The 22,416-nt window shown below is 52.6% G+C and carries 21 protein-coding genes; 9 read left to right on the top strand and 12 right to left on the bottom strand.

Translation table 11 applies throughout. From position 1 onward, the window contains the following. Window positions 1-112 precede the first annotated feature (112 nt). Entirely contained in the window at window positions 113-328 is a 216-nt protein-coding gene (locus WKR14_RS08990; protein WP_025009621.1) for a cold-shock protein, read from the top strand. A 58-nt stretch (window positions 329-386) separates the two neighbouring features. On the opposite strand, the gene pdxH is transcribed toward WKR14_RS08990, so the two are convergent. The 7 genes from pdxH to WKR14_RS08955 all read right to left on the bottom strand — a co-directional run bounded on the left by pdxH (window position 387) and on the right by WKR14_RS08955 (window position 6,790). Then, a complete protein-coding gene (gene pdxH / locus WKR14_RS08985; protein WP_339087652.1) occupies window positions 387-1,025 on the bottom strand; it encodes a pyridoxamine 5'-phosphate oxidase in 639 nt (212 codons plus the stop codon). Between the two features lie 121 nt (window positions 1,026-1,146). Beyond that, window positions 1,147-2,076 carry an agmatinase gene (speB, locus tag WKR14_RS08980; protein WP_039033398.1) on the bottom strand — a complete coding sequence of 310 codons (930 nt, stop codon included), beginning with the start codon at window positions 2,074-2,076 and terminating at the stop codon, window positions 1,147-1,149. A 31-nt stretch (window positions 2,077-2,107) separates the two neighbouring features. Then, window positions 2,108-3,037 (bottom strand): adenosylmethionine decarboxylase, encoded by a 930-nt coding sequence (locus WKR14_RS08975; RefSeq protein WP_044734378.1) that lies wholly within the window; start codon window positions 3,035-3,037, stop codon window positions 2,108-2,110. 52 nt (window positions 3,038-3,089) lie between these two features. After that, the gene (gene speA, locus WKR14_RS08970; protein WP_335917692.1) at window positions 3,090-5,003 is read right to left on the bottom strand and encodes a biosynthetic arginine decarboxylase; all 1,914 of its coding nucleotides are present in this window, start codon (window positions 5,001-5,003) and stop codon (window positions 3,090-3,092) included. A gap of 28 nt (window positions 5,004-5,031) precedes the next feature. Beyond that, window positions 5,032-5,907, bottom strand: coding sequence for a polyamine aminopropyltransferase (gene speE, locus WKR14_RS08965; protein ID WP_339087651.1), 876 nt, complete (start codon window positions 5,905-5,907; stop codon window positions 5,032-5,034). 107 nt (window positions 5,908-6,014) lie between these two features. Further along, on the bottom strand, window positions 6,015-6,161 hold the full coding sequence (locus WKR14_RS08960) for a hypothetical protein (RefSeq protein ID WP_093983023.1): 147 nt from the start codon (window positions 6,159-6,161) through the stop codon (window positions 6,015-6,017). Window positions 6,162-6,604: 443 nt separating this feature from the next. Beyond that, on the bottom strand, window positions 6,605-6,790 hold the full coding sequence (locus tag WKR14_RS08955) for a hypothetical protein (protein WP_248952686.1): 186 nt from the start codon (window positions 6,788-6,790) through the stop codon (window positions 6,605-6,607). A 276-nt stretch (window positions 6,791-7,066) separates the two neighbouring features. On the opposite strand from WKR14_RS08955, the gene WKR14_RS08950 reads away from it, so the two are divergent. The 4 genes from WKR14_RS08950 to WKR14_RS08935 all read left to right on the top strand — a co-directional run bounded on the left by WKR14_RS08950 (window position 7,067) and on the right by WKR14_RS08935 (window position 10,690). Continuing rightward, window positions 7,067-7,900, top strand: a complete 834-nt coding sequence (locus WKR14_RS08950) for a CvfB family protein (protein WP_101055831.1) — start codon at window positions 7,067-7,069, stop codon at window positions 7,898-7,900. Between the two features lie 163 nt (window positions 7,901-8,063). After that, window positions 8,064-8,795, top strand: coding sequence for a YceH family protein (locus tag WKR14_RS08945; protein WP_370628790.1), 732 nt, complete (start codon window positions 8,064-8,066; stop codon window positions 8,793-8,795). A gap of 150 nt (window positions 8,796-8,945) precedes the next feature. Next, on the top strand, window positions 8,946-9,788 hold the full coding sequence (locus WKR14_RS08940) for an ABC transporter permease subunit (RefSeq protein ID WP_339087650.1): 843 nt from the start codon (window positions 8,946-8,948) through the stop codon (window positions 9,786-9,788). Further along, a complete protein-coding gene (locus tag WKR14_RS08935; RefSeq protein WP_101096761.1) occupies window positions 9,785-10,690 on the top strand; it encodes an ABC transporter ATP-binding protein in 906 nt (301 codons plus the stop codon). Before WKR14_RS08940 ends, WKR14_RS08935 begins: the two co-directional genes overlap by 4 nt. Before the next feature lie 251 nt (window positions 10,691-10,941). Here WKR14_RS08935 and WKR14_RS08930 read toward each other — a convergent pair whose 3' ends face one another. Continuing rightward, window positions 10,942-11,376 (bottom strand): DUF4826 family protein, encoded by a 435-nt coding sequence (locus tag WKR14_RS08930; RefSeq protein ID WP_101055829.1) that lies wholly within the window; start codon window positions 11,374-11,376, stop codon window positions 10,942-10,944. Window positions 11,377-11,676: 300 nt separating this feature from the next. Between WKR14_RS08930 and WKR14_RS08925 the strand changes: the two genes are divergently transcribed. Together WKR14_RS08925 and WKR14_RS08920 are read left to right on the top strand one after the other, a co-directional pair. Then, complete coding sequence (locus WKR14_RS08925) at window positions 11,677-12,711, top strand: Glu/Leu/Phe/Val dehydrogenase dimerization domain-containing protein (RefSeq protein WP_101055828.1); 1,035 nt, start codon at window positions 11,677-11,679, stop codon at window positions 12,709-12,711. Window positions 12,712-12,887: 176 nt separating this feature from the next. Continuing rightward, window positions 12,888-13,223 (top strand): hypothetical protein, encoded by a 336-nt coding sequence (locus WKR14_RS08920; RefSeq protein ID WP_101055827.1) that lies wholly within the window; start codon window positions 12,888-12,890, stop codon window positions 13,221-13,223. Between the two features lie 28 nt (window positions 13,224-13,251). Here WKR14_RS08920 and WKR14_RS08915 read toward each other — a convergent pair whose 3' ends face one another. The 4 genes from WKR14_RS08915 to ppsA all read right to left on the bottom strand — a co-directional run bounded on the left by WKR14_RS08915 (window position 13,252) and on the right by ppsA (window position 20,146). Then, the gene (locus WKR14_RS08915) at window positions 13,252-13,674 is read right to left on the bottom strand and encodes a MarR family winged helix-turn-helix transcriptional regulator (RefSeq protein WP_039033408.1); all 423 of its coding nucleotides are present in this window, start codon (window positions 13,672-13,674) and stop codon (window positions 13,252-13,254) included. A gap of 447 nt (window positions 13,675-14,121) precedes the next feature. Then, on the bottom strand, window positions 14,122-14,571 hold the full coding sequence (locus WKR14_RS08910; protein WP_224866909.1) for a DUF1285 domain-containing protein: 450 nt from the start codon (window positions 14,569-14,571) through the stop codon (window positions 14,122-14,124). 69 nt (window positions 14,572-14,640) lie between these two features. Next, entirely contained in the window at window positions 14,641-17,685 is a 3,045-nt protein-coding gene (locus tag WKR14_RS08905) for a D-2-hydroxyglutarate dehydrogenase YdiJ (RefSeq protein ID WP_339087649.1), read from the bottom strand. A 91-nt stretch (window positions 17,686-17,776) separates the two neighbouring features. Then, entirely contained in the window at window positions 17,777-20,146 is a 2,370-nt protein-coding gene (ppsA, locus tag WKR14_RS08900) for a phosphoenolpyruvate synthase (RefSeq protein WP_101055825.1), read from the bottom strand. 124 nt (window positions 20,147-20,270) lie between these two features. Here ppsA and ppsR point away from each other — a divergent pair, with 124 nt between their 5' ends. Further along, window positions 20,271-21,083 (top strand): posphoenolpyruvate synthetase regulatory kinase/phosphorylase PpsR, encoded by an 813-nt coding sequence (ppsR, locus tag WKR14_RS08895; protein ID WP_039033412.1) that lies wholly within the window; start codon window positions 20,271-20,273, stop codon window positions 21,081-21,083. Between the two features lie 241 nt (window positions 21,084-21,324). Next, the gene (locus WKR14_RS08890; protein ID WP_101055824.1) at window positions 21,325-22,389 is read left to right on the top strand and encodes a 3-deoxy-7-phosphoheptulonate synthase; all 1,065 of its coding nucleotides are present in this window, start codon (window positions 21,325-21,327) and stop codon (window positions 22,387-22,389) included. Window positions 22,390-22,416: the final 27 nt, after the last annotated feature.

Raw genomic sequence — 22,416 nt, 5'->3', positions numbered from 1 at the left:
ACTCTGGTTTTCAAGGATCATCAGAGTGTCAAACCAGTGAAACAAATCCCCTTTACCCTACAAATACTTATACAAAGCTACAGCCCAGGCTAAGTGACTGAAAGAGGAAACTATGTCAGAGCAACAAGTGACAGGAACCGTTAAATGGTTCAACGATGAAAAAGGCTTTGGTTTTCTAACCCAGGAAAACGCCGCCGATGTGTTCGTCCATTACCGCGCCATTCAAGGCAGCGGCCGTCGCACCCTGAAAGAGGGTGAGAAGGTCAGCTTCAGCGTGACAGAAGGCCAAAAGGGGCTGCAGGCGGAAAACGTAGTGCGGTTAAAATAGTTGACGGATAAAGTAGAGGGACGGCAGATGCCGTCCCTCTTGTTATGCCATAGCGCCATCAAGGTGCGAGACGATTAATCTCCCATCCACCATCTGTGCGGCTGTAGAGGAATCTGTCATGCAGCCTGTGCTCACCGCCCTGCCAGAATTCCACACTGGAAGGCACTATGCGGTAACCGCCCCAAAACTTGGGCAAGGGGACTTCGCCCTTGGCAAACTTGGCCTTCATCTCGGCAAACTTGCTCTCGAGTGCCTGACGGGCGCTAAGCTTGCTCGACTGTTTCGAGACCCAGGCCGCTATCTGGCTATCTTTCGGACGGCTGACAAAGTACTTGAATACCTCTGTAGCAGACAGGGCTTCGGCGACACCTGTCACGGCGACCTGGCGCTCCAGCGGATGCCAGGGAAACAGTAAACTAACCTTGGCGTTGACGGCAATCTGCTGCGCCTTACGGCTTTCCAGATTGGTAAAGAATACAAAACCCTGCTGATCAAAACGCTTCAGCAAGACTATCCGCTGAAACGGTTGCCCGGTTTCGTCCACTGTGGCCACCACCATGGCGGTAGGATCCGTCAAAGGTGCATCCTTGGCTTGCGCCATCCAGCGCTCAAACTGCGCCATGGGCTCGGCGGCCAGATCGGCGCGCCTGAGGCCGCCCCGGGTGTATTCGCGGCGAATATCACTCAAATCTGTCATTGTCTATCCTTGTCCCTGAGCCGGGCGCAGTGCCCCAGCGAAAGCGAACCCCCAGCCTAGCTAGGGGGGCTCTATACAAGAAGAAAAGCCAACGACAAGCGTTGGCTTAACGTAAAGCGGCTTACTTGACTTTGCCCTGACACAAAGCCCAGACATGCAGCATTTCCAGGCCCAGCGTCGCGCCCGCCAGCGCAGTAATGTCGGCGCTATCGTAAGCAGGTGCCACTTCAACCACATCCATACCCACTATGTTGAGGCCCTTGAGACCACGGATAATCTTCAGCGCCTTATCACTGGTGAGACCGCCGCATACCGGAGTACCGGTTCCCGGCGCGAAGGCAGGATCCAGGCAATCGATATCAAAAGTCACATACAAAGGCATATCGCCAACCCGCGCCTTGATCTGCGCCACGATTTCATCGGCGGTCATATCATTGGCCATGGCGGCGTCAATCACCTGAAAACCGTGGCCCTCTTTGGTGTATTCGGTGCGGATCCCCACCTGCACAGAATGGGCCGGATCGATCAAGCCTTCGTTGGGGGCATGATAGAACATGGTGCCATGGTCAAACTTGCTGCCTTCACTGTAGGTATCGGTGTGAGCATCGAAGTGCAGCAGCGCCATCTTGCCAAACTGTTTGTGATGCGCGCGCAGCAGCGGCAGGGTCACAAAGTGATCGCCGCCAAAGCTCAGCAGTGTCTTGCCGGAGGCCAGAACTTTGCTGGCAAAGTTTTCGGTGCGCTCGGTAAAGTCGGCGGCATCACCACAGTTGAATACCAGATCGCCGGCATCCACTATCTTGATATATTCGCTGAGGCTGAAATCCCAAGGCCAACGCTTCTCTTCCCAGGCCAAATTGGTCGAGGCATTGCGGATAGCTCCGGGCCCCATACGGCCACCGCTGCGACCGGTAACGGCCATATCGAAAGGCAAACCTATTACCACCACATCCGCATCGCTTTCTAGCGGTTTGAAATCCAGTGGCTGACGCAAATAACCAAACGCATTTGAATAAAGCGAGTAATCAGGTTTATCTGCTAAAGTGGTCATAAATACTCCAAAACTTGGCTAATGCCGATATTTACATGGACTCAGGGATCAGCACTTCGTGGCACATCTGCTGATAGTGACTGAAGCCAACATTATAACCCTGCTCCAGGGACAAAGAGCAACTTCCCAGACATAAATGTTCAGGGTAACCACGGGTGTCCAACTGGGCGTTGAAGCCGATGACATCCCAGCTGCCGGGATTGAGAATGGCCAGCAAACGGGCGAAGATATCTATCGGTTGTGCGGCGAGATCCAGATTGGTCTCGAAGCTGACATAAGAGCTGCTTTCCTGCGGTGTGATATGAATAGTCATATACTCTTTGCCGCGAATGCCGTTGATGGAATAACCAAAGGGCTCAAACAGAAAGTCATCAAACTGGAATCCGGGCAGCATCTCTTCCAGTGCCAGCAATTGGCGAACCCCGGCGCAGCTTTGGTTATCGGAGCGCAGATAGTCGGCCGCTTCACCGCGAATGTGATACATCAACAGCTCACTGGTGGCATCACCGCTCTCGGCGCTGAAGGCCTTGTCACTGCAAAACAGGTAATGGTGATGGGAATCCAGATGACCGATACGGTACGCCACGCCGGACAGTTTCTCTCTCAACGCCTGCAAGTCCTGCTCAAAAGAGCTGGCCTGCAGGTGCGACAGATATTCGTTTTTGCGCTGAAAAGTCGCAAAGGCTATCGCCTCTTCGCCGAGGGAGTCGATAAAATGCAGGGTCGAGCGCGCCAGTGTAGTGGTACCACAGGTCAACATTAAAAACCTGTCGTCCCAAACAAACAGACTCGACTCGCTGAGCAGATAGGCATCGCAATAATCATTGCTGACGGAAGAGAGGATTTCTGCATTGGCCTTGGCCACCATCTCTTCCCAGAAGGGCTTTCCCAGTGAGCGCAGCGAAGGCGTAGCCGGCGTCACTATCACTTCAATTTTTTTTTCTGAACCTTCAAAAAACATCTTTTATCTCTACTTGTTGCAGGCCCCGAAGGGCCTGCTGAATGCACCGACCTTATGAAAAATCTTCCAGATAGGTATAACCCTTAAGACCCAATTGCAGCTCTTCAAGGATCGAGGTGCGTTCGTCTTCGGCAATATGCTGATTCACCAGCTCTTCATAGGTGCGCATAAAGGACACGGCATCCAGGTTCACATAGCGCAGCACATCGGCCACAGTGTCACCGGACAGCACAGACTCTATGTTGGCCAGGCCGCTTTCATCGAGACGCACCACAGCCGAGTTGGTATCACCGAACAGGTTGTGCATGTCACCGAGGATCTCCTGATAAGCCCCCACCAGGAAGAAACCGATAAGATACGGGCTCTCGGCACTCCAGGCAGGAACCGGCAGTGTGGTTTCAATCCCCTGCCCGTCCACATACTGATCCACCATGCCGTCCGAGTCACAGGTGATATCCAGCATCACGGCGCGGCGCTCTGGCGCGGTATCCAGCCCGGTCAGCGGCAACACAGGGAACACCTGATCTATACCCCAGGCATCCGGCAGCGATTGGAACAGCGAGAAATTGACGAAGAACTTGTCGGCCAGTTTCTCATTGAGTTCATCAATGATGGGCCTGTGATAACGGTTCTTGTTGTTCATCAAGCCCTGCAGCTCGTGACAGACACGCAGGTTGGTCTGCTCCGCCCAGGCGCGCTCTTCCAGGCTAAGTTGCCCAAGAGCAAACAGAGCGTGAGCTTCGGCCAGATCCGATTGGGTATCGTGGAAAATCTCAATCAGGGCACGGGAATCGGCGCGGCCGCGGATATCGCTCCAGGACTGCCACATGTTTTGCAGCAGCTGTGGGGCATCCTCTGCCGGTGGCTGGATATTCTCAGGGGAATAGGCCTCGGTACCGATAACATCCGTGATAAGTACGGCGTGGTGCGCCGTCAGGAAGCGGCCGGACTCAGAGATAATCCTCGGCACCGGCTGCTCGTACTCGGCGCAGACATCACTCAGGGCGCTGACGATATTGTTGGCGTATTCGCTCAGGCCATAGTTCATTGAGTTGTTGCTTTGGCTGCGGGTACCGTCATAGTCCACTGCCAGGCCGCCGCCCACGTCGAAACAGTTGACCTTGGCCCCCAGTTTTCTCAGCTCACAGTAGAAGCGCGCCGCTTCACCCACACCGTGGCGAATATCGCGGATATTGGCGATTTGCGAACCCAGGTGGAAGTGCAGCAACTGCAGCGAATCCAGCATATCGGCACTCTTGAGCTCGTTGACCACCCGCAGCACCTGCGCAGCAGACAGACCAAACTTGGACTTTTCACCGCCACTGGCCTGCCACTTTCCCTTGCCCTGGAACGCCAGGCGTGCGCGCAGACCCAGACGCGGAGTAACCCCCAGCTCGCGGGATTCCTGCAGTACCATCTTAAGCTCGGACATCTTCTCCAGCACTATGTAGACCTTGTGGCCCAGCTTTTCGCCTATCAGTGCCAGGCGGATATATTCTTTATCCTTGTAGCCGTTACAGACTATGACTGAGCTGGCCTTTTGTGCCATGGCCAGTACCGCCATCAGCTCAGGCTTACTGCCGGCTTCAAGCCCAAGTTGCGGGGCTTCTTTGCTGACCTGGCTGGCGAGGATTTCCTCAACCACTGTCTGCTGCTGGTTCACCTTGATGGGATAAACCAACAGATAGTCCTCGCTGTACTCATACTTTTGAATCGCCTGATTAAAGGCCTGGCACAGGCTATCGACCCTGTGGTGCAAAATCTGCGGGAAACGGACCAGCACAGGCAGGTTAACACCGGCCTTCACCATGTCTTTGGCCAGTTCGTTCAGGCCGATTTTGCTGTCCGGATTCAAAGGATCCGGTGACACTGTCACCTCACCCTGATCGCTGATCCCGTAAAATCCCTGGCTCCAGTATGCGACGTTGTAGCCGACGCGGGCATCGTCAATAGACCAATCACTCATGTTCGTTAGCCTGTTATCAAAAAATGGGTTATGCGGTAACCGTCATCGCTGACGCGACCGCCTGTTCGACAAACGCCGGCAGCGCAAAGCTTGCCTGATGGATAGCCGGCGTGTAATAACGGGTGGTAATACCGGCCCGCTCAAAACGCTCTTCGAGAGTCGCCAGGCTATGCTGACGCGCCTCAAGATCATCGGTTGCCCAGGCAAAGGCCATGCTGCCACCCACATAGGTAGGCACGGCCGCCATATAGAACCGACACTCTTTCACATAAGAGCTCATGCGTCTGACGGTATTTTGCACTTCATCCAGCTGCATAAAAGGCACGCCGTTCTGAGCGACAAAAATCCCATTTTCATTGAGACAACGCTTACAGCCCTCGTAAAAGTCGGAACTGAACAGCACTTCTCCCGGACCAAGGGGATCTGTGCAGTCAGAGATAATCACATCAAATTTTTGCTGTGATTGCCTAACATAATCCATCCCGTCGCTGATCACCAAGTTGACTCTGGGGTCATCATAGGCACCTTGGGAATGGTTTGGAAAATAGTTTTTACACATTTCCACCACGGCGGCATCAATCTCCACCATGGTAATGGATTCAATCTGTTTATGTTTGACCACTTCCCGCAGCATGCCACCGTCACCGCCGCCTATAATAAGCACCCGCTTGACGTCGCCGTGGGCCAGAATAGGCACATGGGTCAACATTTCGTGATAGACAAACTCATCTTTCTCAGTGGTCTGGATGGCACCATTGAGCGCCATGACCCGTCCCATAGCGGCATTTTCAAAAATGCTCAGGTGCCACTGTTCGGTCTTTTGCTCGAACAGCACCTTTTCCACCTCAAAATACTGCCCATATGCCGGATGCAGTGTCTCGTAGTAAATATTCTTGGCTTGCATTTAACCTAAAACTCTTGGTGTTGAATGTAAGGGTGGACAAATAACCCGTCCTCGGCGATTCAAAAATGAATGCCGAGTGAATGTATCGTCGTAGATGGACGACGGGCTCAGTTGGGACTATTGGCCTGTTCGCGGCCGGAATTGATGCGGATTAACGTGAGATGTTTCAAGCCGGTATTGTCATAGCTGACAATGGTTGAAAACCTGTGTTGTGGCACTTGGCGAACCAGTGCGGCAAATGAATGGCTGTGCATTAGCTAAAACCCTCTTAACCCCGTGTAAATGGTGCTTTGTTCATTTACACGGTTAATGACTCGTGAACCATAATAACCCTGTTACTCACGTTTGCCTGTCAGGACTGAATGTACCTTCAAAACGGCGCAATTAAACCTTGCTGTGCCCCATAATGCAAGCACGAATCACAGTTTATCCAAGGCCTTGAAATATAAACTACAGTTGCGATGTTCACCCATGCCATTTAAGCGAGCTTTTTTCGATTTATATCAATAAATTGAGCTTTGAAAGCCGATTTTATCTGTTCAAGATTTTTTAAATACACAGGCCCCCTATTTTGATGGCCAGATACCGCTTTGGGTACCTAGTTTGATTCAATGCAGCCCCCTTGGGGAATTTGAGGGTGAAAACTCACCCTCAAACAAAGGGTTGTTATCGTGAAGCCTGGCGATTCGAGCGCAAATCACGGCAACCAAATAGAAGCTGGACAAAGTACCACGACGCAGGAGGTGCAGTAGACGCCGAGTGTCAGGCTGTAAAACAGCGCCCGAAAGCGTTTGGGCTTATATTTATCCGCCCACCAGGCGATGATAAACAACAGCGCGAGATACAAGAGTGCCAGCAGGCTGACGGACCAGATAGAGAACATAGGCAAAGGTTTTTATTTTCAGCTTAACCAGTTCTGCTGCAAAAAGCAGCGCTAACTTTAGTCTTATTTAAACTTAGGGAAGTCTGACTTCGACAGGCCCCGGCATGCCTTCAGTCAGATGCCTTGAACGCCAATTGCTGTGCAAGCCACGCCCTACAAAAGAGAAGGCCACGAGGACTTATTCGTACCTTCCCTAAAAAAAGGCACGGGCATAGGTGGGCGCAATCCGTTATAATCCGCCGCAGCTGAAACAAAGTTAATCAGGTTCAAAAACAGATGGCAGAAATAGGTCAAAGTTGCACCCTGGAAGTGGTCAAACAGGTTGATTTCGGGGTTTACCTCAACGCTCATGAGTTGGGACAGGTGTTATTACCCAATAAAGTGGTGCCCAAGGGTTGTCAGGTTGGCGACAAGTTGGAGGTGTTCCTCTATCTGGACTCCAACGACATGCCTATCGCAACCACTAAAAAGCCCCTGGCTCAGGTGGGTGAGTTTGCTTATCTCAAGGTGGTTTCCATTGGCCGGGTCGGTGCCTTCCTCGATTGGGGACTGGAAAAAGATCTGCTGCTGCCCTTCGGTGAGCAGCACAAGCAGGCAGAAGAAGGCCGCAGTTACCTGGTCTATGTTCACCGTAACCGCGCCGACGAACGGATTGTCGCTTCGTCCAAAATCGATAAGTTTGTCGATAAGAGCCCGGCTTGGTACAAGAATGGTCAACAGGTTGACCTTATCATTGCAGGTACCACAGATCTCGGCTACAAGGCGATAGTCAACAACAAGCATTGGGGCGTCATCTATCAAAATGAAGTGTTCCGTAAGCTGAAGTTTGGCCAAAAGCTCAAGGGTTATATCAAGCAGGTGCGTCACGACAACAAACTGGATCTGACCCTGCAAAAGGCTGACCGTCAGGAGTTGGATCAGCAATCACAGCGGATCATGAAGAAGCTGGCCCAGGCCGGCGGTTTCCTGCCCTACAGCGACAAGACCTCGCCCGAGGTGATCTACGCCGAACTTGGCATGAGCAAGAAGGCCTTCAAGAAAGCCATCGGCGGCCTGTTCAAGGCCGGAAAACTGCGCATCGAAGATGACGGTATCCACGCCAGTAATTGAACAAAGAACTGACAAAGCACTGGCAAAGAATTGAGCAAAAATAACGCGCCTGCCCTATTCAGGAAAGGCGCAGCCGAGGAAAACCGCGACATCTGCTCAAGGCTCTGATATAACTCAAAAACACTGAGTAAAATGTCGGTCAGTTGGCCGACATCTGCCTTGAATGGAACTGTCAATTATGTTGCAACTCAATGCCATCGAAGCCAGAGTGATTGGCTGCCTGCTGGAAAAAGAAGTCACTACTCCGGATCTTTATCCCTTGTCTCTCAACTCACTGACCCAAGCCTGCAATCAAAAGACCAGCCGCGATCCCGTGATGGAACTGAACGAATCTGAAGTGCAGCAAGCCTTGGACAGCCTGAGTAAAAAACGTCTGCTGAGTGAGCAATCCGGCTTTGGCAGCCGGGTCATTAAATACCGCCACAGATTCTGTAACACAGAATTTGGCGAGCTGCAGTTTTCCCCCGCAGAGCTGGCGATAGTGTGTTTGTTGCTGCTGCGCGGCGCCCAAACCGCTGGTGAGCTCAGAAGCCGGGCTCAGCGGTTGTTTGAATTTGACGGCCTGCCACAAGTGGAGCAAACCCTGCTAGCGTTGAAAGACAAAGGCTTTATCCGCCAACTGGCCAGGGAGCCGGGCAAACGTGAGATACGCTTTGCCGAGAACTTCACCGAGCATGATGGTGTATCTGAAAGTTCCGGCGGCGCAGATACCTCTCAGATTGCCAATCAAGCTGCAGCTCACCGTGAAGGTGAACGCGAAAGAAAGTGCGAAAGTGAGCCAGAAACGGCGAGCCAAAGCCGGATAGCCTTGCTTGAGCTAGAGCTGACGACAATCAAGCAAGAGCTGGCTTTACTAAAACAGGAATTGGCCGAGCTTAAGGCGCAACTGGCATAATTGACCGTAAAAACGACAGCTACGGCTTGAAATAGCGGCCAGGCGTTGGTCTGCCTGGCCTCATGGTGTTAGGCTGGCGTCTTATCGGCAACCCAGTGCTTGCACCTGTCGCTGCAAGGACTCCATATTTGGAGCAAAACAAGGAACCACATGACAACTGCAACTCACAGCACTCATCCCGGAGGGCTGAAAAACGCCCTGCAACTCGCGGGATTTGAACTCTATAAACTGATTTTCCACCGCCGTGGCACCCTGGCGATGATAGCTTTCGCCCTGGTGTGGCTGCTGATCCTCGCCTATCCGGTCCGAGGTGCCGCCAGCTTTCTGTTGAACCCGGACTTCAAGCATTTTGTTACCGGCGCCTTCGGTGAAGGCACGTTGGATCAACTGTTTGCCTGGCCGGTTGCCGAGCAAGCCGTCTATTGGGTCATCAGTCTCTACCTGTTCCCCATGTTCAGCATTCTTATCTGCGGCGATCAGTTCGCCTCGGACAAAAACCGCGGCACACTGCGCTTTCTCTGCCTGCGTTCGGGCCGCGATGCCCTCTTCTTCGGCCGCTTCCTCGGCATGATGTTGATCCAATTGCTGTTGGTTGCCATCACAGTCATAGCAACCGTATTTTTGACCATGAGCCGGGATATGGCATTGGTGCTACCCGCGCTGACTTCCGGCTTGATGATGACGCTCAATCTGGTATTGATCCTGCTGCCCTACACCGCCCTGATGGCGCTATTCTCACTCTGGGCCAGCTCGGCCAGACTAGCCAGCGTATTCGCGGTGCTTTTCTTTGCCGTCATGATGATAGTAATGGCAACTATTAATGCCCAGTTGCCCATGCTCTCTTTCATCGGTTATCTGGTGCCCGGCGCACAGATAGATGCCATGCTCAATGCCCAGCCGCTAACGGCACTGTCAAGTGCTTGGTTGCCACTGCTGCAAACCATTGGATTATTGGCAATAGGCCGCACCATGATGCAGCGAGGTGATCTATGAGTCTGATTAACTGTAACGGCCTGAGCAAACTCTACGGCAGCAAGCGGGCATTGGATAGCGTCGACTTGCAACTGGAGCCCGGTAGTCCCATCGCCTTGGTCGGCCCAAACGGTGCCGGCAAGACCACATTGATGAGCCTGTTGCTGGGTTATATACGTCCAAGTAGTGGTGAAATCACTGTGATGGGACAGCGCCCGGGCAGCACCGGACTTTTAGGACAGATCTCGGCCCTGCCCCAGGACGCCGCCCTGGATCCCGGCTTCAGCCTGCTGACTCAATTCAGCCTGTTTGCCCGCATGCAGGGTATGGGCGCTGAAGCTGCCAAAGCTGAATCCATGCGGGTGCTGGCGCTGGTAGGCCTTGAGGACGTCGCCAATCAAAAACCCAACTCTCTGAGTCATGGTATGGGGAAACGCGCCGCGATAGCTCAGGCGCTGATAGGCAACCCCAAGCTGGTGCTGCTGGATGAACCCACGGCCGGACTGGATCCCGCCAACGCCCGCAAAATTCGCGAGTTGGTAGAATCCTTGAGCGCAGACACTACCTTTATTATCAGCTCCCACAATCTGGATGAACTGGAAAAGCTCTGTGACAGAGTGCTGTATCTGGACAAAGGTAAACTGAGCCAGTCGGTCACCATGCAGCAGAGCAGCGCCGAAGCCTATCTGACGCTGCAGATGCAACACTGTGATCAGGAAAAACTGCTGGAGGCACTCTACGCCCTTGAAGGTGTTTACGAGGTCTCGGCCAAGGGCAAACAAAACTACCTTATCCGTTACCAACCGGAAAAGGACACCTTGGATATCGAACTGCTGCAGCTACTCAAGCAGAATGGCTGGCAATATCGCAGCCTGATGCGAGGCCGCACACTGGAAGATACCCTGTTCGACGGCGCAGCCTGACGCCTTTGAACTTAGAAGCTCTCTTTGATAAACAACAACCCAGCATAGGCTGGGTTGTTGTTTTAGGGGTATCCAAAAGCAGCCTCTAAGACACAGATTTACTGGTAGTTCCCCACATCTGCCACCGCATTTTCGAACTTCTGCAGAAACACCTCTCAGGGAAGGGAGCAACAGTCTGCCAAGGCTATTGGCGTCACTATGACTATCAGAAGTTCATCGTCAAAGTCGAGAGTGAGAAATTGATTGCGACATCACCCCCAGAGCTTATCGTCCGCTTGGATCTTGTACAGGCTCTCGGCTCTGGAGACCAGCAACTGGGCAAACTTGGCCTGGGTTGGGTCTTTGGTGGCACCGGATTGCACTAAGTTCTCGGCCTTGAGCTGCCAGGTCAGCGAAAAGTGACGCAAGGCTTCACGGGCAGTGGCTGCTACGCTGACATCAACATAGTCGGAAGGCAAGTCACCGGACATCACCCAATAGGTCTTGTGGCTGGGCTGTTTGGATTCGATTTTCCACATGGCTACATAAGGCGCCAGATAACGGCTTTCTGCCGGTACCACTTTGCTGGGGATCACCCCTTTCTCTGCAAGAAATTTATTGGCTTTCTGGAACTGTTCACGCACCCAAGCCTGGCGCAAGGCTTCCTGCTGTTCGGCGTTAGGCGGTGTACTTGTCTGTTCAGTCATAAACTTTCCTTTCTTCTTGTTTGTTTTTATTGTGCTTTTATATTCTGTATCTGTTCAACTAAGCCTCTGGCCAGCTTTTTCAGTACCACTCCATAATGAGACGACTATGGGTGGCTGACTTCAGCTTTCAACCAGCTTTACGTTAACGTAAGGTGGAAAGCAAAATTGCCAGATAGATCACAAATATTCTGCTCATCAGCTTTGTTGAGAGTATCGCTAAATGCTATGGTTCTGCAATAAATATAACAAGCGGTCGGCGGCCGCTAAGCGCCGCCCCAATAAGCACAGCGGAGAACAGACGTGGCTGTATTTAATCATGTATCATTCGACGAACATGAACAGGTAGTATTCTGTCATGACAAGGAAAGTGGCCTGCGTGCCATCATCGCCATCCACAACACCAACCTGGGTCCAGCCGTAGGCGGTTGCCGTATGTGGAACTACCAATCAGATGATGAAGCCCTCACTGACGTGTTGCGCCTCTCTCGCGGTATGACTTACAAGAACGCGCTGGCCGGTCTGGCCATGGGTGGCGGTAAGTCAGTTATCATAGCCGATCCCAAGACAGAGAATCGTGAACAACTGTTCCGCGCCTTTGGCCGTTTTGTTCACAGCCTGGGCGGCCGCTACTACTCGGCCGAAGATGTGGGTACCACCCCTGCCGATATCATGATTGCCCATGATGAAACCCCTTATGTGCTTGGTCTGGAAGGAATGAGCGGCGATCCCTCTCCTTTTACCGCCATGGGAACTTACCTGGGTATCAAGGCTGCCGTTAAACACAAGCTGGACAAAGATAGCCTCAAGGGCCTCAAGATAGCCGTTCAGGGCGTAGGCCATGTGGGCTATTATCTGTGCAAGCACCTGCATGAAGAAGGCGCAGAGCTGTTTGTAACCGATATCCATCAAGCATCACTGGACAAGGTCGCCACCGACTTTGGCGCCGTGGTGGTTGCTCCTCAGGACATCTATGCTCTGGACGTCGATGTCTATGCCCCTTGCGCCCTGGGTGCCACACTTAACGACACCACACTGCCACAGCTGAAAGCCGGCATAGTCGCAGGCTGCGCCAACAACCAGTTGGCCGAGCCCCGCCACGGTGAGCAGCTCAAGCAGATGGGCATCCTCTATGCCCCAGACTATGTGATCAACGCCGGTGGCATCATCAACGTGTCTTTCGAAAAAGACTATGATGCTGCCAAGTCTAGCGCCAAGGTAGAAGAGATCTACAACACCCTGTTGACCATCTTCAAGCAGGCCGATGAGCAGAACCGTACCACGGCCGAAGTAGCCGATGAGATGGCCCGCGCCATCATCAATGGTACTCAAGCTTAAGCTCGCTCATATTCCATAAAGGGGCCTTCGGGCCCTTTTTTATTACTGAAAAAATTTTCCCCTTGTCGGCAAAGAGATAGGCGCCGGAAACAGAAAATTCATTTTCCCGGACTGGCAAGCGTCATCTGCCTCTGCTTGACTTAACATTCGTCATCTCGAATGTCAGGGAGTCAGTGATGCTCAGATTCGGCTATGAAGTGGAACAGCAAAAGGTGGAACTACAGGCCAGTAACTGGAATGGATTTGAGCGTTTGTTTGTCGACGGTAAAATGGTATCCAGCAAATTCAACCTGGGGCTACATAGCGAACACAGCTTTGAGTTACGTAATGGCGCACGTTGCCGGATGCAACTTCTGGTAGACCCCACCACAGAGCTGACTATCTGTCGCATCTACAAGTGTAACCGCCTGCTGGCGAGCCTCAAACAGGGGAAGCAACAGCCAAACAACTCACATATGCAACACTGGTTGCTACTGGGAGGATTGGTGTGCGTACTATTGGTCTATCTTTGATTCAGTGATCGCGCATTCAACCATAAGGTTAACGCTTGTCGGTATGATTTATCTTGTTGAGCAGCATAAGCAACTGCGCTCTTTCCGGCTCATCCAAGGCCGCCATAAACTTCTCGTTGACCCGCTCGGCCTCGCGAATTAAGTCCTGCTCCATCGCCTTGGCCTGATCGGTCAGGAAAATTTGAAACGCACGCCGGTTGTCTTCTTCCTGGTGGCGATAAATTAAGCCTTGTACCTGCAGTTGATCCAGCAAGCGTGTCATGGTGTAGTTGGCCACATCACAGCGACGTGACAACTCGGTTTGGCTGATCCCTTCCTCTTGCCAGAGCGCAAACAACACAGGCCAGAGTTTAATATCCAGCTGATAACGCTTCAGGCGGCTATCCAGTTCATGTTGCAATTCCACGTTCAGATGGGATACCAGATAACCGAGACTCTCTTTGCGGTTCAAGCAACACCTCCTGTACTTCAGGGCTTGTCTGTTCGCTAGCTGCTGGGCTTCGCCCCATTCAGCAAAATCGTTTATTCTGCTTCATTGGCACCGGACCATTTCCATTGCCGAGTTTAACTATACCACTGCGCAAAATGATTGACCTACGCGGGGAGCATGAAAAGCGGTGCATGGCGTCTCCGGCGGAATAAAACCGCATTGACCTGCCCAAATATACGGCTTTATGACTCCCCTATGGGTAAACGATTACCAGCCGATAATCCGCTTTAAACTTGAGTGGCTAACCCGATTCTGAGTCAATCAAACTTCTATACCAATGGTATTAATACTACCACCTGCTGAATATTTCACTAACACAAGAAAGGAGAATAATGGGGCATTTACAGTCAGGCTACTGTAAATAAAGGTTTTATATCTGCCTGAATGGCAAAGCGATTCCGTTGACTTTTAACTCAGTAAATAGGTTTCGGCAAAGCGATAAAAACAGGCACGCCCAAGCCTGGCCTTGAGACCTCGAGGCAAGCTTACCAATAGCCCGGATTCGGCGCTCTCAAAGGCATTGAGCCCCTGCACCTCGAACTCATTACCCTGGGAGCAAACCAAGGCAAAACGGCTGCTCTCGGCCTCGATATCCAACTGCTTGTAATCAACTATGATAAGCGGTGTGTCGGCCACCGCTACCTTCAAACGCTCTGCCGGGGTGAGCAACAGATGTTCACCCTCGATGCAGTGCAAAATACTACTGAAGAGTCTGGCAAACTTGGTCGGCAGCGGTGAGTTGAGATAATACCAGTCACCTTTAACATCTATCTCAAACAGGGCTTGCTGCTGACACAAGTCAGGTCTTGCCCCCAACCCTTTCAGGGCCTCACTCACCTTGTCTTCCGACTGTTTCATCCTGACTTCCTTTTCTTGTGTTCCCTACTCATGGGCTCCACACTTTGAGGAGCCCTATTCTTGGCGCTCTCAGGCTTGCATTTGAGTCAGCTCCAGCAAGGCTTCGATGGGGTGCCTGGGCCTGAAGCCACCAAAGCGTTTGACCTGGCTGCGACAGGAATAACCGGACACCAGTATCTGCTCCTGCGGCAACGACTTTATCGCCTCGTCCCAGGACATCTCATACAGAGCCTTGGAGCGTGGCAGGTTTTCCAGCTCATGGCCGTAGGTACCGGCCATGCCGCAACAACCCAGATTCACGGTACCCAACTTGGCACCAAAACGGGCAAAGATGGTTTGCCATTCTTTGGCAGTGCCGGGACGAGCACTGGATTCAGTGCAGTGGCTGAACCAGGTGAACTCGCGCCCGCTTGCAGGCAGTTGCGGCAACTGCTCGAGCATGGCACTGAGCCACTCGCTGGCAAGCTGGACATTGAATTGGCCGCGCTTGGCGCCGAGCGCCTCACGGTATTCGTCGCGATAAACCAGCACCAAGGCCGGATCTACTCCCACCATGGGCATGTCAAGGGCATGCACCTGATTGAGAAAGTCGGCGGCGGTCTGCGCCGTCTTGGCAAACTGCTCCAGAAATCCCTTGATATGAGCCGGTTTACCATTGGGCTTGAACGGCAGCAATACCGGCTTGAGTCCAAGCGCTTCAATCAGACGAATAAAGCGATAAACCAGTTCGGCATCGTAGAAGCTGTTGAAAGGATCCTGCACTACCAACACATAGTTTTGTCGCTCAGCGGCGGGGATAGCGCTTAAGGCGTTGAGATCATAACCGCGGCTGGGGTGAGCATCGAGGCGCTGTTTCAGGGTAGGTACAGACAGCGCAGGCGCATCCACATACCCCAGAGCCTTTTTAATCACCCACTTGGATAGAGGGTTCTGCGCCGCAAAGTTACTCAGCCGGGGCGCCTTGGCCATCAGTTGCACAGAATCCTCGACACCGGCCACCAGGTAATCCTTGGCGGGACGCTGATAACGGCGGTAATAGATACTGAAAAACTGTGCCCGGAACTTGGGAACATCCACCTTCACCGGACACTGGCCGGAGCACGCCTTACAGGCGAGACAGCCCTTGAGCGACTCCATCACCTCGTGGGAATAGTCGTATTCTTTCTTGGCGTTAAGGCTGTTCTGCAGCCGCTGCAATAAGCCCATGGGTTTGGACTTGGCCAGCTCATTGACATCGACGCCTTCAGATTCGAGTAATCGCAGCCACTCACGCATTAACCCGGCGCGGCCCTTGGGTGAATGGATCCTGTCTCCAGTCACCTTAAAAGAGGGGCACATGGGCGAAAAGCGGCTGTAGTTGAAACACAGGCCGTTGCCATTACAGTTCATCACATCCGGGAAGGCATCGCGGACACTGACAGGTATTTGCCTATCGAAACTGCCGCGCTTGGTACTGTCGACATTGTAGATAAGCTGTTGGCCTTTGGGCGCCACCAGCTTACCCGGGTTGAGTTTATTCTGGGGGTCGAACAGCGTCTTAACTTCTTCAAGCTCACTCCAAAGCTGCTCGCCAAATACTTGGGGGCCATACTCACCACGCACGCCTTTACCGTGCTCGCCCCACATCAGGCCGCCGTATTTCTGCGTCAGTGCCGCCACTTGATCCGAGACGGTGCGCAGCAAGGCTTCATCCTTGGGATCGCACATATCCAGCGCCGGACGCACATGCAGCACCCCGGCATCCACATGGCCGAACATGCCATATTGCAGTTGATGGCTATCCAACAGGGCACGGAACTCCATGATATAGTCGGCGAGCTTTTCCGGTGGTACGGCGGTATCTTCGGCGAAGGCTATCGGTTTGCGGCGGCCTTTGGTGGCCCCGAGCAGCCCCACCGCCTTCTTGCGCATGGCATAAATCTTATTGATGGAACCGGCATCCCGGGTAAGCTGATACCCAAGCACCCCTTTTTCACCGGCGGCAATCTGTGCATCCAGCGCCGCGGCCAGACGCTCAGCCCGCTCATCTACCTGGGCTTGTTCTCCGGCAAACTCCACCATGTTAAGACCATCGATTATTTTGCCGGGCACTTCCTGGATAAGCTCAGATACCGAGTGCCAGATAATGTCTTCCCGCGCCAGATTCAACACCTTGGAATCGACGGTTTCCACCACAGTGGCATTGGCGAGCACCAAGTCGGGCGCATGGCGCAGTGCAGATTCAAAAGAGTCATATTTGATGTTGACCATAAGGCGGCTGGCCGGCAAAGGGGTGATATCCAGTTTGGCCTCAGTCACCACCGCCAGCGTTCCCTCAGAGCCTGTGAGGATCCGCGACAGGTTGAATTCACAGAGCTGTTGATCCCAGACATTTTTCAGATCGTAACCGGTCAAAAAACGGTTCAGTTTGGGAAAGCGCTGTTCAATCAGCTCTCGCTGCTCACGGCAGCGACGGGCCACTTCGGTAATCAGCTTATTGCCGAGCGGGTTGTCAGTGACCTTCTCACCCGATTCCAATACCTCGCGGCTCACTGGAGCCGTGTGCAGCACACTGCCATCCACCAACACACTGGTAAGCTCAAGCACATGATCCGAGGTCTTGCCATACACCAGCGAGCCGGCGCCGGAGGCATCGGTATTGATCATGCCCCCCAGGGTGGCTCGGTTGGAGGTGGAAAGATCCGGGCTGAAGAAAAAGCCGTACGGCCGCAACGCATCATTGAGCGCATCCTTGACCACACCGGCCTCGACTCTAACCCAGCCTTCCTCTGGATTAACTTCCAATACCCGGTTCATATGGCGCGAAAGATCCAGCACTATCCCATGGGTCAGCGCCTGACCATTGGTTCCGGTACCGCCGCCGCGGGCACTGAAGACCACCTTGATAAAAGCTTCCTCACAGGCGAGCCGCAACGCCATGGCAATATCGGCGCTGTCTCTTGGGTAGAGCACCGCTTGTGGCAGAAACTGATAAACAGAGTTATCCGTCGCTTGCGCCAAACGGGCACTGTAACGCCTGTCGATATCGCCGCGAAAGCCGCGCTGCTCCAGCGCATCCAGATATTCCAGATACAAGGGTTCCAGAGTTTGTTGGTGTGATAGTAGGGGTAACATCTTATGCTCGAATAAATTTTTTGTTATCGGGCCATTATAAACAAAAAAAAGCCGCTAAAAAGCGGCTTCCTTCATAACAACGGTTTCTGACTTAGCCGTGGGCTTCAGCCAGGTACAACCAGGTGTCGATCACTGTGTCGGGGTTCAGAGACACTGTGTCTATGCCCTGCTCCACCAACCAGGCGGCGAAATCAGCGTGATCCGAAGGACCCTGACCACAGATACCCACATAGGCACCCTTGGCCTTGGCAGACTTGATAGCCATCGCCAGCAGCGCCTTAACGGCTTCGTTACGCTCGTCGAACAGGTGGCTGATGATGCCGGAGTCGCGGTCCAGGCCCAGAGTCAGCTGAGTCAGGTCGTTGGAGCCGATGGAGAAACCATCGAACATCTCCAGGAACTGATCCGCCAGCAGGGCGTTGGATGGCAGTTCACACATCATGATGACGCGCAGACCATCTTTACCACGCTCCAGACCCTGCTCTTTCAGCAGTTCGATAACCTGACGGCCTTCTTCCAGAGTACGAACGAACGGGATCATGATCTCAACGTTCTTCAGCCCCATGTCGTTACGAACCCGCTTGATGGCTTCACACTCGAGGGCGAAACAATCGCGGAACGACTCAGAGATGTAGCGGCTGGCGCCACGGAAGCCCAGCATTGGGTTCTCTTCCTCTGGCTCGTACTTGTCACCGCCGATCAGGTTGGCATATTCGTTTGACTTGAAGTCAGACATACGCACGATGGCCTTCTTGGGGTGGAATGCTGCAGCGATAGAAGAGATACCTTCAACCAGGCGGGCAACATAGTATTCAACCGGAGATTCATAACCGGCGATCATCTCGGTGATCTCGGCTTTCAGCTCGTCGCTTTGCTGATCGAATTCCAGCAGAGCCTTGGGGTGAATGCCTATCATGCGGTTGATGATGAACTCGAGACGGGCCAGACCAACACCTTCGTTAGGCAGACGGGCAAAGTCGAAGGCGCGGTCAGGGTTACCCACGTTCATCATTATCTTCATCGGCAGATCAGGCATGGAATCAACGCGGCTGGAAATCACATCAAACTCCAGCTTGCCTTGATAGATATAACCTGTGTCGCCTTCGGCGCAGGATACAGTTACTTCCTGACCGTTTTGAATTTTGTCGGTCACATCACCACAACCCACTACTGCAGGCACGCCCAGTTCACGGGCAATAATGGCGGCATGACAGGTACGACCACCACGGTTGGTGACAATGGCGCTGGCGCGCTTCATGATAGGTTCCCAATCCGGGTCAGTCATATCGGTAACCAGTACATCGCCTGGCTGGATCTTGTCCATTTCGTCGATAGATTTGAGCACCTTGGCAACACCTGAGCCCACCTTGTGACCAATAGCACGACCTTCACAAATCACTTCGCCGCGGCTCTTGAGGTGATAACGCTCAATCAGTTGCACATCTTCACGGGAACGCACGGTTTCGGGGCGAGCCTGAACTATGTAGAGACGACCGTCGTTACCGTCTTTGGCCCATTCGATATCCATCGGACGGCCATAATGCTTTTCAATAATCATCGCCTGCTTGGCCAGTTCCATCACTTCTTCATCATTGATGGAGAAAGTCATGCGCTGTTCTTTGGCGACATCTTCAATTTTCACCTGCTTGCCGTGAGATGCATCATCTGAGTACACCATCTGGATCAGCTTGCTGCCGATATTACGACGAACAACAGCCTTGTGACCGGCAGTCAGGGTTGGCTTGTGTACATAGAACTCGTCCGGGTTAACCGCACCTTGCACTACCATTTCGCCCAAACCGAAGGAAGAAGTGATAAATACCACGTCCTTGTTGCCGGACTCGGTATCCATGGTGAACATCACGCCGGAAGCCGCTTTATCGGAACGAACCATACGCTGAACACCGGCAGACAGTGCCACACCGCGATGGTCGTAACCCTGATGCACACGATAGGAGATAGCGCGATCGTTGAACAGAGAAGCAAACACATGCTTGATGGCAACCAATACAGCTTCAAAGCCCTTCACGTTGAGGAAGGTTTCTTGCTGACCGGCAAATGAAGCGTCAGGCATATCTTCTGCGGTGGCAGAGGAACGCACGGCGAATGAAGCATCTTGGGTTTCAGAGGCTAATTTTTCGTAAGCTTCTCGAATCGCTTGTTCGAGTTCTGGCTGAAATGGGGTTTCGATAACCCACTGTCTGATCTGTGCACCAACTTTAGCCAGTGCGTTGACATCATCTACATCCAATGTGTCAAGAATGTCATATATCTTCTGGTTTACTCCACTTTGCTCAAGAAACTCATTGAACGCGTGGGATGTGGTCGCAAAGCCGCCAGGTACTTGAACACCGGCATTGGCCAGATTACTGATCATTTCACCAAGGGAAGCGTTTTTACCGCCGACCTTGTTGACGTCACCCATGCCTAATTCCTGATACCAGAGTACGTATTGCTGCACAGTTCTATCTCCGCAAGTTTATTTCAGTGGCCCCTTCACACGAGGGCAGCGGCATTTTACACTCCGAGGCAACAAGCGTAAATCTATAATTTTATTTGTAATTTTATTACTACATGAGGTCGGCATGGCACGTAAAGTATTCTACATTTCTGATGGAACAGCAATCACGGCCGAAGTGTTTGGTCACGCAGTGCTTTCTCAATTTCCATTGGAATTTGATTCACTTACCATTCCATTTGTGGAAAATACCGTTAAAGCAGAAGCCGTTAAAAAACAGATTAATGATAGTTTTATTACAACAGGGGAACGGCCTCTGGTGTTTCATTCCATCGTCAAACCGGAAATTCGCGACATCATTTATTCCAGTGAGGGCCTGGACTACGACTTTCTCAACACTTTCGTCGCCCCCTTGGAGCAACAATTAGGGGTCACTGCCAGCCCTTCACTGCATCGCACCCATGGAATGGCCAAAGCGGGTTATGATGCCCGTATCGACGCCATCAACTTTGCCATGGATAACGACGATGGCCAGACCATGAAGCATATGGACAAGGCCGACATTATCCTGCTGGGAGTTTCCCGCTGCGGCAAGACGCCATCCAGCCTCTATCTGTCGATGCAGTTCGGCATCAAGGCCGCCAACTACCCCTTTATTCAAGACGACATGGACAACCTCAAGCTGCCGGAGGTATTGAAACGCAATAAATCCAAACTGTTTGGCCTGACTATTGAACCCGTACGCCTGCATGAGATACGTCAGAGCCGGATGGAAAATAGCCGCTATTCCTCTTTGCGCCAGTGCCGCCTCGAAGTGAAAGAGGTGGAGATGATGTTCAAGAAAGAACGCATCCCTTATATAGACACCACCAACCAATCGGTCGAGGAAATCGCCACCAAAATCCTCGATGCCACCGGCCTTGAGCGCCATATGTTCTAAAAAACGCCCTAGCAGCCGACAAATGCTACTCGAGTTGAAACTGAGTTACATATTGGCATTTTCTAGCTAACTACTTGTTACCACAGTGCGAACTCTGAATGATTCAAGTGGGTCTTGACACTTTTTCAAGGCCCACTTGGGCAATTATCGGACAATTGCCACTTTGCAGCTCGGCTCGATTGGTTATAATCCGACACAAGATAAGCGCAAAGCGCTCAAGAAATTTCCCTCGGTATCATGAATGACCATTAAAACAGACGAATTACGCACCTCTCTCTTATGTAAAGTGATCTCACCTGCCCAACTCGCATCTGAGTATCCATTGACTCAGGAAGCCGCAGACTACCTGGTTGAACAACGCCGCGAAGTCGAAGCCATTATTCAGGGTGACGATCCGCGTTTGTTGGTCATCATAGGCCCCTGCTCCATCCATGACACTGAAGCAGCACTTGAGTATGCCGGCCGTCTGGCCAAGCTGCACCATGAACTCAAAGACGATCTGTGCATTCTGATGCGGGTCTATTTTGAAAAACCACGCACCATAGTCGGCTGGAAAGGCCTGATTTCCGATCCTGACTTGGACGGCAGCTTCAGCCCCAATAAAGGTTTGCGCCTGGCCCGCAAGTTACTTCAGCAGATCACCGAGCTGAAACTGCCTATCGCCACCGAGTTTTTGGATATGGTGAATGGTCAGTATATTGCCGATCTCATCACCTGGGGGGCCATCGGGGCCCGCACCACAGAAAGCCAAATTCACCGTGAAATGGCCTCGGCACTCTCCTGCCCGGTAGGCTTCAAGAACGGTACCGACGGCAACATCAATATTGCCGTCGATGCAGTGCGCGCCGCCAGAGAACCACATATTTTCTACTCTCCGGACAAAGACGGCTCACTGGCGGTCTATCGCACACATGGTAATCCGTACGGGCATATCATTCTGCGCGGCGGTAAAGCCCCCAACTACAGCGAGCAGCATGTGGCCAAGGCCAGAGAGCAGATGGACTCGGTTGGGATCCACTCCGGCATAGTGGTCGACTTCAGCCATGGCAACAGCCAGAAGCAGCACAAAAAGCAGCTGGAAGTCGCCGAAGATATCATGACGCAGCTGCGCAGCGGCTCCACCGCCATTGCCGGTATCATGGCCGAGAGTTTTATTGTCGAAGGCAATCAGAAAGTGGTTGCCGGTGAGCCACTCACTTACGGCAAAAGCATCACGGATGCCTGCCTGCACTGGGAAGACTCGGAAAAGCTGCTCAGAGATCTGGCCGCTGCTGCCAAGGAAAGACGCCGCCTGCTGGGCAAGTAAGCCGCCACAGATACAGGCCGCCAACAT

Origin of the sequence: Shewanella chilikensis (assembly GCF_037953065.1) — a bacterium.
GTDB classification, from domain to species: Bacteria; Pseudomonadota; Gammaproteobacteria; order Enterobacterales; family Shewanellaceae; genus Shewanella; species Shewanella chilikensis.
This window is presented reverse-complemented; position numbering and strand designations above follow the sequence as displayed.